The 13,241-nt window shown below is 61.6% G+C and carries 10 protein-coding genes; 1 reads left to right on the forward strand and 9 read right to left on the reverse strand.

Annotated elements, in window-relative coordinates:
- Nucleotides 1-19: 19 nt before the first annotated feature.
- The 5 genes from ACJ8M3_RS06265 to ACJ8M3_RS06285 all read right to left on the reverse strand — a co-directional run bounded on the left by ACJ8M3_RS06265 (nucleotide 20) and on the right by ACJ8M3_RS06285 (nucleotide 6,254).
- Nucleotides 20-1,114 carry a P1 family peptidase gene (locus ACJ8M3_RS06265; protein WP_442514629.1) on the reverse strand — a complete coding sequence of 365 codons (1,095 nt, stop codon included), beginning with the start codon at nucleotides 1,112-1,114 and terminating at the stop codon, nucleotides 20-22.
- Nucleotides 1,115-1,286: 172 nt separating this feature from the next.
- The gene (locus ACJ8M3_RS06270) at nucleotides 1,287-3,386 is read right to left on the reverse strand and encodes a peptidase domain-containing ABC transporter (protein WP_089197016.1); all 2,100 of its coding nucleotides are present in this window, start codon (nucleotides 3,384-3,386) and stop codon (nucleotides 1,287-1,289) included.
- Complete coding sequence (locus ACJ8M3_RS06275; RefSeq protein WP_060660749.1) at nucleotides 3,379-4,653, reverse strand: HlyD family secretion protein; 1,275 nt, start codon at nucleotides 4,651-4,653, stop codon at nucleotides 3,379-3,381. The genes ACJ8M3_RS06270 and ACJ8M3_RS06275 overlap by 8 nt, the downstream gene beginning before the upstream one ends.
- Before the next feature lie 263 nt (nucleotides 4,654-4,916).
- Entirely contained in the window at nucleotides 4,917-5,195 is a 279-nt protein-coding gene (locus tag ACJ8M3_RS06280) for a hypothetical protein (RefSeq protein WP_069100763.1), read from the reverse strand.
- 315 nt (nucleotides 5,196-5,510) lie between these two features.
- Nucleotides 5,511-6,254 carry a sulfite exporter TauE/SafE family protein gene (locus tag ACJ8M3_RS06285; protein ID WP_033642997.1) on the reverse strand — a complete coding sequence of 248 codons (744 nt, stop codon included), beginning with the start codon at nucleotides 6,252-6,254 and terminating at the stop codon, nucleotides 5,511-5,513.
- A gap of 107 nt (nucleotides 6,255-6,361) precedes the next feature.
- Here ACJ8M3_RS06285 and ACJ8M3_RS06290 point away from each other — a divergent pair, with 107 nt between their 5' ends.
- Complete coding sequence (locus ACJ8M3_RS06290) at nucleotides 6,362-7,243, forward strand: LysR family transcriptional regulator (RefSeq protein ID WP_089197015.1); 882 nt, start codon at nucleotides 6,362-6,364, stop codon at nucleotides 7,241-7,243.
- Between the two features lie 6 nt (nucleotides 7,244-7,249).
- On the opposite strand, the gene ACJ8M3_RS06295 is transcribed toward ACJ8M3_RS06290, so the two are convergent.
- The 4 genes from ACJ8M3_RS06295 to ACJ8M3_RS06310 form a co-directional block, all read right to left on the reverse strand.
- Nucleotides 7,250-10,819, reverse strand: a complete 3,570-nt coding sequence (locus tag ACJ8M3_RS06295; RefSeq protein WP_089197014.1) for a molybdopterin cofactor-binding domain-containing protein — start codon at nucleotides 10,817-10,819, stop codon at nucleotides 7,250-7,252.
- Complete coding sequence (locus ACJ8M3_RS06300; protein ID WP_046686997.1) at nucleotides 10,812-11,354, reverse strand: (2Fe-2S)-binding protein; 543 nt, start codon at nucleotides 11,352-11,354, stop codon at nucleotides 10,812-10,814. Before ACJ8M3_RS06300 ends, ACJ8M3_RS06295 begins: the two co-directional genes overlap by 8 nt.
- Nucleotides 11,355-11,439: 85 nt before the next feature.
- Complete coding sequence (locus ACJ8M3_RS06305; protein WP_028128198.1) at nucleotides 11,440-11,913, reverse strand: MarR family winged helix-turn-helix transcriptional regulator; 474 nt, start codon at nucleotides 11,911-11,913, stop codon at nucleotides 11,440-11,442.
- Between the two features lie 66 nt (nucleotides 11,914-11,979).
- The gene (locus ACJ8M3_RS06310) at nucleotides 11,980-13,038 is read right to left on the reverse strand and encodes a 2,5-dihydroxypyridine 5,6-dioxygenase (protein ID WP_089197013.1); all 1,059 of its coding nucleotides are present in this window, start codon (nucleotides 13,036-13,038) and stop codon (nucleotides 11,980-11,982) included.
- Nucleotides 13,039-13,241: the final 203 nt, after the last annotated feature.

The raw sequence follows: 13,241 nt of genomic DNA on the forward strand, positions 1-13,241 counted from the left end.
CCAAGCGTCAGCCCTGCCGTCAGGTTATGCCGCCCGCTGCCAGCCGATCGAGCAGCGGGCCCAGCGCCACGCGCGCATGCTGCTCGAAGCCGCTGACGCCTTCGGCGCTGAGCAACGCATCCAGCACCGCGTATTCGGTGGCGTCCGCCGCCGCCGCGAACAGCGGCTCCAGCCGTTCGTCCGGCAGCGTCGCCCCCAGTAACCGAGTGGAGAACGCCAGCGCGATGTCGCCGGAGCCGTGCCCCCAATGGCTGCCCACCCGCCCCAGGCCCGCGCCCGCGCGGCGGGCGATGCGGTTCAGCTGGCGGCTGTCCAGCGCCCGATCGCAGGCGATGATGATGATGACCGAACCGGCGTCCACCTGCGGCGGCGGATCCGCCAACAGCTTGCCCAGCGCCTGGCCGACGCGCACGCCGCTCAGCGTCAGCGAGTCGAGAGTGCCGAAGTTGGCCAACACCAGCACGCCGAGCGTGGTGCCGAGCCCCGGGCAATAGCGCGAGGCGGTGCCGAGCCCCGGGCAATAGCGCGAGGCGGTGCCGATGCCCCCTTTCAAGCCGAAACTGCTCATGCCGCGCCCGGCGCCGACGCTACCGCGCGCAAAGCGGGTGGAATGGTTATCCAGCGCGCTGAAGACGTGTTCCTCACGCACCGCCATCGCCTGAATATCGTTGAGGTAGCCGTCGTTGCACTCCAGCACCAGCGGGTTGATGGTGGCGCTGCCGCGGCCGATCTGCGGGTAGCGCCGGCAGCTGCGCCGCACCATGGCGTTGAACAGCGTGCCGACCGCGAAGGTGTTGCTCAGCAGGATCGGCGTTTGCAGCACCCCCAGTTCGTTCAGCTGCACCAGCCCCAGCGGCTTGGCGAAGCCGTTGAGCACCGCGCTGCCGCACGGCAGCGGCTGGTTGAACAGATCGCCCGGCGGCACGATGGCAGTGACGCCGGTCTGACATTCGCCGTCGGCCAGCGTGTGATGCCCGACGCTGACGCCCGGCACGTCGCACAGGGTGTCGGTCGGGCCGGCCGGATAACGCGCGCCCGGCAGGCGGCGGTGGCGCCGCCAATAGCTCAGCAGATTATCGAGGCTTTGTTGTTCAAATGCCTGGCTGTCTGTCATGGTTCCCTCATCCGCCGTTAGCCCATCAGAAAACCAGAATATCGCGCAATGCGCCGCGCCGTAAATTGAAAGCGGAAGCGAGCAGTAAAAATAGCCTTGCCCCATCGCCACTTATTGGGTTTTTAGGGAGAAAAGCAATGTAAATGGCTTGTGGCGCAGGTGATATCCCCCCTTATCCAATATGGATAACCCGATCTGCCGACGCAATGGTCGTTTCACGGTGGGCAATGATCAGCTTAGTGATATTGAGTCTCTTAATTGCCTGATTCACGGCAGCTTCGCTCTCCTTATCCAGCGCACTGGTGGCCTCATCCAGGAACAAAATAGCCGGTTTCTTGTAGATTGCCCGGGCTATGAATAGCCGTTGTTTTTGCCCGCCGGACAACCCTTCCCCCAACTCGCCGATCGGGGTTTCATACCCCATCGGCATGCGCATGATCACCTCATGCAGATAGCTGGCACGGGCACAGGCTTCCATCCAGGCATCATCCATCTTGTCCGCGAACCCGCAAATATTTTCGCGGATTGAGCCGGAGAACAGTTTGTCGTCCTGCATCACGCAGGCAATCATTTTGTGGTAGTTGTTGATGCCGAGCTGCCGGATATCGACGCCGTTCACCTCAACCCGCCCTGCAGCCGGGGTAAACAGTCCGCACAACACCTTCATCAGCGTGGTTTTTCCGGCGCCGGACGGGCCCACGATGGCCACGCTTTCGCCCGGCGCAACGCTGATGTCCAGGCCATCAAAGATAGCCGGTGACTGGCTGTCGTAACGATAGCTCAGGGCATGGGTCGTCAATCCCAAAGGTTGCAGGCCCGCCGTGTAAGGGTGATCGGGTTTACGCTCCTCCCGCGGATGCAGGGCGATATCGGCAATGCGCTCGTTATGCAGGCTCATCATGCGCAACTGCAGCAAAAATTCCGTCAGCGACCCGATTCGGTCGGAGAACTGCCCCCGAAAGGCGCCGAACGCCACGAACATACCGAGGGTCATCTGGTTATCGATCACCAGGCTAGTTCCCAACCACAGAATGACGATCTGGTCACACGCCGCTATAAAGGTGTTGATCCCGCCAAACAGCATGTCCATTCGGGTGACGCGGATCCCCGTGTTGATGGTGTCGATTTCAAGGTTTAGCCAGTGAGCGATGCGGCGTTCTGCCATGCCCTGCATCTTGACGGTAGCGATACCGTACAGCGTTTCCATAAAATACGAGCCGGCCCGAGCCTCTCTCACCAGCGCCTCCTCAGACAGCTGACGGTAATAGCCGTAGGTCAGCAGTCGCATCAACACATAAAGCGCAGTGAAAGTGAGCACTACCCAGGTCAGCCAGCCGCCATACAGCGCCATCATCACCAGCACACCGATCACCATGATGCCGTCCATGATGGCGCCGACGATGCTGGTGGTGAAAGTGCTGCGCAGCGTATCCAGTGAACCGAAGCGTGACTGAATGTCCCCCAGCTTACGACGTTCAAAGTAACCGAGCGGCAGGCGCAGCAGATGGGTGAACAACCCGGACTGCCACTGAACGTTGATAAGCGTCGCCATGACCAATCCTGACCATGCCCGCACCATGCCGATGGCGGCCCGCAACAAGATAAACAGCATCAATCCGGCGCAGATGAGCGACAGTAACCCGCGATCTCCGGCAGGAATAGCATGATCCATCACCAGCTGCGTGCCGATGGGCATCACCAGGTTGATGGTTTCGAATACCAGAGACAGGCAAAAAATTTTGCCGAGCGCCCCCTTGAGGCCATGCACGCTGCCGATCAGCGTGCGAAGATGAATGCGATGGCGGACGCTGTCGGCGGTGAATTCGCTGCCAGGCCAGGCCTCAAGCGCTACGCCGGTGAAACTGTGCGACAGTTCCGTCAGGCTGACGGCCCGGCGCCCGCGCGCCGGATCATGCAGCACTGCGCGGTGGCCTTTGACGCTGACCAGCACCACAAAATGGTTGAATTCCCAGTGCAGAATGCAGGGCAGTTTTAGCGCGCCGAGTTCGTCCAGATCCAGAGACAGGGGACGGGTACTCAACCCCAATTGCTCGGCGATACCGGTCAGTCCAACCAGCGTTGCACCGCGGGTTGACAGGTTGAACTGCCGGCGCAGCGCGATCATGTCGATATTTTTGCCGTAATAACCGCAGATCATCGCCAGACAGGCCAGCCCGCATTCCGACGACTCGGTCTGGTGCACCATCGAAACCCGGTGGCGCAACCGCAGATCCAGTTGGCTGACCCGTTGTTTGAATGTGGCCCTACTCATTGACTGGCCCCGTCGCGCTGTGTTTCATGTCGTAGAACGGCGACAGCATCCATTGATAAATCTTCCTTTTTTCCAGAAACAGGGTGCTTTGCGCTTTCATGCCGTTTTCCAGGCTCAGACGTTTACCGTCATAGGCAATGGCCTGTTTCTCCGGCATGACGATCACTTTGTAGTACGGCACGGCGGCGGTCAGCGCCGCTTTGGGCGCTCCCTGATAGGTCAGCATTTCCTGCGGCGAGGCCGGGGCTTTGGAGATGACGGCCACCGTACCGGCAAACTGGCCAAATTTCTCCGCCGGAAAAGCGTCATAGCGCACATTGACCTTATCGCCGGCGGCGATGTAGGGGATAGCGTCGTTGGGCACCCACAGTACCAGGGCATAGCGATCGATGTTTTGCGGGATAATCTGCAGCAGACTGTCGCCGACGTTGACCATTTGGCCAACCGTGACGCTCAGCGAATCGATACGGCCGCCGGCCAGCGCGCGAACGATAATATCGCCAGTGGCATCTATGTTTTGCCGCTCTTTTTGCAGCTCGTAGCGCTGCAGCTCCATCTGGTAAATCTGGTTGTCGAATTCGGCAGCCTGGATATGGATCTGGCTTTCCAGCGCGGTGATCTGCAGCGCATTCTGTTCGTTCTGGCCGGACAGGCCCAGCAGGTTGTTCTGCTGCTGGTAATACAGCGCCACCTGGTTGGTGAGCTGATCCTTATTGATCAGCCCCTTGGTCTGATAGTGCCGGTAGTTCTCCATGTTTTCCTTCATGATGCGAATCCCTTCCTGGGCGCGTTTGAGGATATCGGTGGAACGGGTGAATGCAGCGGTGTATTGCGCCTTCTGTTGTTCCAGCATGATAAGCGTGGCCTGCTTGCTGCTTTCCAGTCGGTTGATGATTTGCGCAATGCGTGCCAGCTGGCCGTCGATATCCCGGCGCTGGTTGTCGCTGATCACACCGCTACGGGTACTCTTGCTGACGTCGATCTGGTAAATGGGGGCACCAGCGGCAATCACCTGCCCTTCGGTGACGAATTGCTTGACCACTATCCCCTGGACGGCGGAATAGACGTTGGCGGCGCGCGGATAAGTGCTGATCTCGCCGGTCACGTTGACCCGCCGGGTATAAGTACCGGCGATCGCGAAGGTGAGAAAGGCGATGAAGAAAAACAGGCAGAGCCCTGTCGTGCCCCAAACGGGAATACCGGGTAGCAGGAGCGCCCTGCCACGCCACTTCATTTTCTGATTCTCGATCGCTTCCTGGCGAAACATGAGCAGCGTCCCTTAGTGATAGCTAACATTCAAATTCACAGACTACTGTATTGACAATAAAATAAGCTGAAGGTCAGTTAATTTTGGTGAGAGGATATGAAACTATTAAAATAAACACCTTTAAATCTTCTGAGTGATTCCTGGCGCCAATAAATTTTTATGAACGTATGCTTCACCCAATAGCAGTATCATATCCAGAGAAAATCCGAGAGATCCAGTTCGACAAGCCTTTTTTATTTTTTTAAATCCTACAGTATCTACTTCTAACTCATTTTCATCGTAGCAAAATAGACGATCGTCATAACAATAACAAAAATAGAACAGAACAATAAATCACCTGAAAAACCTCTCAATGAATCCAAATAATCATTGCTGTTCTTATTTAATTTTTTAATGGCATCGCTTTCGTTCTCAGCCTCTACTTCGATATGATGCTTTCTGAACCCCTTCTGCTTCATGACTTTAATTATTTCTCGCGTAACCACTTCCTTTTTTAGCACTTTTGATTCATCACTCTTTATAAAAACAACATATCTATTCATCATATACCCCATCTCCGTTATCAGACGCTCTTTTTCCACTCCTATCTCGATCCTGCCGTCCACCTGACACCGCATCGAATTGGCTGCTTAAAATTTCCTTCATAAATACTCTCCTATGGGTTTACTGGTTTTACAGTCATTAAAAACAGCTGCAGTGGCAAATGTAAAACACACTAATAACAATCCATAACCACCCTGTATTCCATGAAAAAAACCAATAAGAAAAGTGTGTTCTAAACATTGCAACTCATCATATTAAAATAAACCCCAGAATAATATATCGAACCTAATTACACGCGCATGCTATCGATTCAATTAATTGAATCGCCAAATAATCTCAACGCCCAAGATTAATAACCCAATAAAGAAGAGGCGGCGGAACAGCTGCGGGCGACAATGACGACGCACCCTCTCCCCCAGCCACATGCCGCCCAACGCCGGCAACAGCGCCAACAGCGAACCGCCGAGCAGCGTGGCGGGCAGCGCCTGATGCCAGGCTAAACCGGCGGCCAGCGCCAGCGTCGAGACGGTGAACGACAGCCCCAGCGCCTGCACCAGATCGTCGCGCGCCAGGCCCAACGCATTCAGGTAAGGCACCGCCGGAATGACGAACACTCCGGTGGCGCCGGTCAGCGCACCGGTCACCAGGCCGCACAGCGGCCCCAACCAGGGTTCCGCCGCAGCGGAAACGCGCCAGTCGAAACGGGTAAAACCCAGCAGCGCATAACCGATCAGACACACGCCCAGCGCCAGCGGCGCCAGGCGGCCGTCGCCGGCAGTGAGCGCCCCCGCGCTCAACACCGTGCCAAGCGTGACGCACAGCATCATCGGCCAGAGCCGGCGGCACAGCGCCCCCAGCCGCGCCCCGCGCAGCAACTGCCACAGGTTGGTGATCAGCGAAGGCAGCAACAGCAACGCGGCGGCCTGACCCGGCGGCATCATCAGGCTGAGCAGCCCCATCGACACGGTCGGCAGCCCCAGACCGATCGCTCCTTTGACCGTGCCGGCCAGTGTAAAAATGCCCGTCAGGGCGATAATCTCGAGTAGCGTCAGCGACATGCGTCTATCCTTATGGCGAATCAACGGCTCGATTGTGGCCGGCGGTATGGCGCGGCACAATGCGGCAATGGCAGAGCCTGCCTGCGGCAAAGACAGAGGGAAAACGCATGCATTTTGACTTTATCGATCTGCGGCTGTTGGCGGCGGTGCTCGAGACCGGCAGCATCACCGCCGGCGCCGAGCGCGTTGGGCTGTCGCTGGCCGCCGCTAGCGCCCGCATGCGCGGGCTAGAGCAACAGGCCGGCGTAGCGCTGCTGACGCGCAATCCGCGCGGCGTCCAGGCGACGCCCGCCGGTGAGCGCCTGTTGCATCACGCGCGAGTGCTATTGCAGCAGCGTGAGCGATTGCGCGGCGACCTGGCCGAGTTCGCGCCGGGCCAGCGCAGCCGGCTGCGCATCGTCGCCAATACCGTCGCCGCCGACGCTTTTCTGCCGGAGCTGTTGGCGGATTTTCTGGTGCTGCACCCGCATACCGATATTGTACTGGAGGAGCTGCCCAGCCCGGCCATCGCGCAGGCGATCGCTGAACAGGCAGCGGATATCGGCATCGCGGCGGATCACGCCGATCTGCGTGGGCTGGCAAGCTACCCTTTTCGCCAGGATCGTCTGGTGCTGGCGTTGCCGCCGGGGCATGCGCTCAGCGGCCGCCGCACGCTCAGCTTTGCGGACGCCCTGCCTTTTGATTTCATCGGCCTGCCGGAAGAGAGTGCGCTGCAACAGCATCTGGAACAGCTGGCGATACGCAGCGGCGGCCCGATGCGGCTGCGGGCGCGCGCGGCTCATTTCGACGCCATCTGCCGCATGGTGCTGCGCGGTGCCGGGCTGGCGGTGATGCCGGAAGAGAGCGCCCAACGCCATCCGCAAATTCGGCACAGCGCACTGACGTTGACAGACGAGTGGGCGACCCGGCGCCTGTCGATCGCGGTGCGTGACCTGGCGCAGCTGCCGCTGCCGGCGCAGCGGCTGGTGGCATTCCTGCGCCAAGCCTGAGGCGGCTCAGTGCGTGCCCGGCTCTGCGCGCAGCCGCGCCACCTGAGCCTCCACGTCGCGCCAGGCCGGTTTGTCGCCGGCATAGCGATGGCGCAGATAATTCACCAGCGCCGTCACCTGCCGATCGGAAAAGCTGTCCTTAAAGCCCGGCATAAAGCCCAATTCGGCGGTGGCCGGTTTGGGGATCCCTTGCAGGATCACCTTGATCAGGTTATCGGGGCGATCGCTGAAGATATTGGTGTTATTGGCCAGATCCGGGCTGACGCCGAACAACTGCGGCCCGCCGGCGGCGGCGCTGTGACAGGCCTGGCAAGCGCCCTGAAACAACCGCTCGCCCGCCAGTTGACCCGCAGGCAACGCGCGGGCCGCCAACTGCGCCTGCGGTTCCACATTCAGCGTCGCCTTGGCGCTCAGCGACATCACATAGTTGGCCATCGCCCGCAGATCGCTCTGCGGCAACGTCGCCAGTTCGCTGACCACCGGCCCCATCGGCCCGGCCGCCACGCCGTGCTCGGCGGAATGCCCGCTGCGGAAGTACTGAAACAGCTGTTCCTCGGTCCAGGGTTTGTCCGCGTTGGCCAATTGATTCAGCGCCGGCGCTTCCCACCCGTCCACCATCCCCCCCGCCAGGAAAGCCGCGCCGCCCTTTTCCGCCCCCAGCAGATTGCGCGGCGAATGGCAGGCGGCGCAGTGGCCGAGCCCGTTGACCAGATAGGCGCCGCGATTCCACTGCGCGCTTTGTTGCGGATCGGGTTGAAATTCCCCCTGGCGCAGGAACAGCGCGTTCCAGCCCGCCATCAGCGGCCGCAGGTTAAACGGGAAGCGCATCTGATTGGCCGGGTTGCTCTGGCGCACCGCCGGTTGCGACATCAGATAAGCGTACAGCGCCTGCATGTCGCCGTCGGTCATTTTGCTGAAGGCGGTGTAAGGAAATGCCGGATAGAGGTGGCGACCGTCGCGGGCGATGCCTTGGCGCATCGCCCGATCGAATGCGGTAAATGACCAGTTGCCGATGCCGGTTGCCACGTCCGGGGTAATGTTGGTGCTGTAGAGCGTGCCGAACGGCGTCGCCATCGCCAGCCCGCCGGCGTTGGTCGCCCCTTCCGACGCGGTATGGCAAACCGCGCAGTCTCCGGCGGCGGCCAATTGACGGCCGCGCTCCAGCGTGGCGGCCGACCAGGTGCCGGCGCCGGGCGTCGCCACCGGCGAGATCTCCGCCCGCCACGGCAAGGCGCTGCCGGCGATGCCCAGCACGGCACCGAACAGCCCCGCCGCGCCGCCGAACCACCATTTGCCGCGCTTCTTTTTCTTGGGCGGCGCGGCCTGCCGCTCGGCGTCCGGCCCGTTCAGCGCCTCACGCAGCTTGTCCGAGGTGATCGGCAGCTCGCGAAAACGAATGCCGGTGGCGTCGAACACCGCGTTGGCGATGGCCGCCGCGCTGGGCACCGACGCCGACTCCCCAGCGCCCAGCGGCGGATCGTAAGGGCGAGGCATCATCACCACGTCCACCTCCGGCACCTCCGGGAAGGTCAAGATCGGGTAAGCCCCCCACTCTTTGGCGGAGACCGTCGATTCCTCAAAGGTCACGCGCTCTTTCAACACCCGACTGGTCGATTGCAATACGTTGCCGTGAATTTGGTGGCGCACGCCGTCCGGGTTAACCATCATGCCCGCGTCGTGGCCGACCACGATGCGCGTCACCGCCACTTCGCCGCTGGCTTTGTCGATCGCCACGTCGGCCACCCAGGCGGCCCAGGCCGCGCCAAAGCCGGGAAACTTGCTGTGGATGTAACGGGCATAAGCAAAGCCGCGCCCGCGCAGCACGCCGTCTTCCGCCGGGGTCTGCATCGGTTCGGTGTGCGGCGTCCAGCCGGCGCGTTCTGCGGTGCTGCGCATCAGTTCACTGGCGCGTTCGTCATGGATATAGCGCAGCCGATATTCCAGCGGATCGACGCCGGCGGCGTGGGCCAGCTCATCGATATAAGATTCGTGGGCGAAGGTGTTCGGCAAGGCGGAAACGCCGCGCATCCAGGAGGCGCGCACGATCGGCGCCATGTCCTCGATGCTGACGCGCAGCGCCGGATACTCATAAGGTGGCACCGAGGTGCGGTCGCCCATTTCATAGGCCACCGGCAGCGGTTCGACCCGGCCGGTCAGCAGCAGCGCCAGCGTCGGCGCGCCGTTGGAAGGATAATAGGTGCGAAAATCGTAGGCGACCGGGTGCCCGGCGGCGTCCAGCCCGCCGTCCACCTCCATCAGCTGCGCCGTGCCCTTCGGTTCCCACACATGTTCTTGTTCGCGGGTCAGCTGCACCCGCACCGGCCTGCCCACCGCGCGCGACAGCAACGCCGCGTCGGCGCAGACGTCATCGGCGCAATTGCGGCCATAGCAACCGGCCGCCTCCATGCGAACGATCTCGATCTGCGCTTCCGGGTACTCCAGCAGCCAGGCCAGATCGGCGCGCAGCAGGTGCGGGTTCTGGCTGCCTGACCAGACCTGCAGGCGCTCCGGCCGGTAGTCCGCCAGTGCGCAGGAAGGGCCGATCGAGGCATGCAGCTGATACGGCCACAGGTAGCTGCGGGTGAAACGCCTGTCGGCCGCCGCCAGCGCCGCGTCCACATCGCCGGTATCGTGCACCACCCGGGTCGAGTGCGGATTGTCGCGCAGCGCCTGCGCCACGTCGGTCATCTGCGGCAAATTGCGGCGCCAGTCTTTCCAACTGACCTGCAGCGCCTGCGCCGCCTTGATCGCCTGCTCTTCGCGCTCGGCGACAATGCCGATGAAATCGCCGATCACCACCAGTTTGACGATGCCGGGAATATGCGCGATCGAGGTTTCGTCCACCGCCAGCAGGCTGGTGCCGACAAATTCGCCGCTGTCGTACCCGGCATAGGGCGGCCGCACCACCCGGCCATGCAGCATGTTCGGCAGGCGCATATCGTGTACGTAGGTGGTTTCGCCGGTCGCCTTGGCCGGAATATCGACGCGCGCGGCGCTGGTGCCCACCAGGCGATATTCCGCCTGCGGTTTCAGCGGCGCGTCGCCGGAAATCGGCAGTTCGACATGGTCGCCGGCCACCAGCTCGGCGTAGCTGAGCGCCTGCCCCTGCGGGCTGCGGATCACGCCCTCTTTCAGCGTCAGCTGTTCCACCGGCGCATCGAAGCGCTGCGCCGCTTGGCGCAACAGCCAACGGCGCGCCTCGGCGGCGGCGTTGCGCAGCGGCACGGCGGCGATCTGCAGCGTGGCGCTGGCGATGGTGGCGCCCTGATTCGGCGCGCGTTCGGTATCGCCCAACACCATTTGCACCTGATCCATGCGCAGGTACAGTTCTTCGGCGACGATCTGCCCGAGCGCGGTGCGCACGCCAGTGCCGAGATCGACATGGCCGTTAAAGGCATAGATTTCGCCGCTGCCGCACAGGGCGATAAACAGCCCCTGCTCTTTGGGCTTCAGCACCGGCGTTTGCCCCTTGGGCACCAGCCCCGGCGGCGGTTGCACGCTGTCGACGATCAGAAGCACGCCGTCGCGCTGCAGCAAGTCGGCCTGGCTCGGCGATGGGACACGGGAATCAGTCATGGGCGTGGGCGTCCTCATCGCGGCAGAGAATGATGGCGCGCTGAACCGCACGCAGGATTTCGAGATGGGTGCCGCAGCGGCACAGGTTGCCGGACAGCGCCTGACGGATCTCCGCCTCGCTCGGGGCGGGATTGCGATCCAACAGGGCTTTGGTGGTCATGATCATGCCATTGAGACAGTAGCCGCATTGCGCCGCCTGCTCTTCGATAAAGGCACGCTGCACCGGGTGCAGGCGCTGGCGATCGCCAAGTCCTTCCAGGGTCACGATCGCCCTGCCGGACACGCCGAACGCCGGGATCACGCAGGAGCGCGCCGCCACGCCGTCGATCAACACGGTACACGCACCGCATTCGCCCAGACCGCAGCCGTATTTCGGACCGTTGAGCGCCAGATCGTTGCGCAGTACCAGCAAGAGCGGCGTATCCGCCATCACCTGCGCATGAAGCTGTTCGCCGTTCACCGACAGCATCAGCGGATGCTCCGTCAGCGTGGTTTTAGCGCCGTCCCTGGGCGATTGCACTTCAGATATCGCCATTGTTCGCGTCTCCGCCTGCACGTGATGATCTTATGGGCTGGCCTCTCGCCACCGACCACCAGGCAACCGACGTTGCGCGGGCGAATCAGCCGGTGGCAGGTTCTTCCAGCATTTTATTCAGCAGGAATATCAGCGCTATCCGTTCGGCCGGGTTCAGCGTACCGAACGTCAGTTCTGTGATTTTCGCCGCCTGCGGCACCGTTTCCGCCAGCAGCGCGCCGCCGGCGTCGGTGAGGCCGACCACCACCTTGCGCCGATCGATCGGATCCGGCGTTACCGTGATCAGATCGCGCGCCTTCAGCCGTTCGACGATGCCGCGGATGGTGGCCTGATCCACCGCCGTCACCTGCACCAGCTCGGTCAGCGAGCTCGGCCCCATATCGCGCACCGCGCACAGGGTGATGAACTGCACCGCCGTCAGCTGCGAATCGCCGACGTTTTGCTGGAAAATCGCCACGTGGCGCTGATAAACCTTGCGCAGCAGGTGCCCGACTTGCTCGGTAAAATGATAATTTTCGGGTTGGCCGCTCACGGCTGACGGGTATTCGGGGGGCGTCATTGCGTTACTCTCACCATCTATGGAATCCACGAGAATAGTACAAACCCCCGCCGTTGGCAGCAACGATTACGCCCGGCGCACGCGCGACGCCTCCGGCGCCACCACTTCACCGTCCGCCACCACCGTTTGCCCGTCGAGGCGAATGTCGCAGCGGCGCAGCGCGATATCCATATGGCAAGGCGTTTTGCGCGTGCCGCCCACTTCGGTGTTCGGCCCGGTGGAGAACAGGAAGTTGCCGTAGAACGCGCGCGCGTCCATGCACATACCGTCGTTCTTGTCGTGCAGGCCCATCGCCGTCCACTGGGCGCGCGGCTGCAGGCCCCAGCCGATGTGCGAGATGCCGTACACCTCCGGATCGTCGAAGTATTTCATATATTCGCGCAGGTATTCCGCCTCGAAGCCGCCGTGAATGCGGGTGACGAACCCTTTTTCGATCTCCAGCGTGATGCGTTCGCGCGCATAGCTTTTGAACGGCAGCAAAATATCGCCGACCTCCAGCACCAGCACCCCTTCCGCCTGCTCCTCATTTGGCCAGGTGAACAGGAAACCGCTCGGCCAGTGATCCCAGCGCCCCGGTTCATCGGCATAGCCGTACTCGGTCACCGTCGGGTATTGCCCCAGCGGCGCGCGGAAATCGCTGCCGGCGGCGGAGGTTACCTGCATCAGCTTCGCCTGCTCCAGCACGGCGGCGGCGGCCAGCACCCGCGCCTTGTCCTCCGCGTTGGGCAACATGCGCGCCAGCACCTCCGGCGGCTCCACCGCCAGCAGGATGCGGGTGCCGGTTTTCAGGATCTGTTCCTGCTCCGGCGAATGCAGCAGCATCATGGTATCGACGATCAGGTCGGCGGCCTCCAGCGCACGCTGCGCCGCCAGATTGCCGGTCAGCGCGGTATCGCCGCAATAGGCGGTCATGTCGTTGCCCATCGCTCGCGGATGGTTGAACGCCGGCAGTTCGACGGCATACACCTTGGCGCCCAGCCGCAGCGCCGCGTCGGTCGCGGCGCGCACCGTGCGCGCATCGGAATAATGGCTTTTCAAAATCGCCACGCTCTGCGAAGCATCGACCTTCGACAGCGTAAGCACCTGCTCGAACAGCTGTAACAACTGGGTTTCATTGACCGCCATGGCCTGTCTCCTGTCTCGTCAAGGGTGACCGACGCCCGCAAGGCGACGGTTATTTTTCAAACAATTTAAAGTGAACACACTCGTTTTATCTAAGTCAAAAAAGCAAAGGAAAGCAAGCTGCGAATATCCACCATAAGAAAGTCCTATTTCATCCCGCGTCAATCCTGTGATTAACATGAGCTTAACAGTAATACGCCGTCAAT

This window comes from Serratia sp. CY55921 (genome assembly GCF_052167655.1).
GTDB classification, from domain to species: domain Bacteria; phylum Pseudomonadota; class Gammaproteobacteria; order Enterobacterales; family Enterobacteriaceae; genus Serratia; species Serratia ureilytica.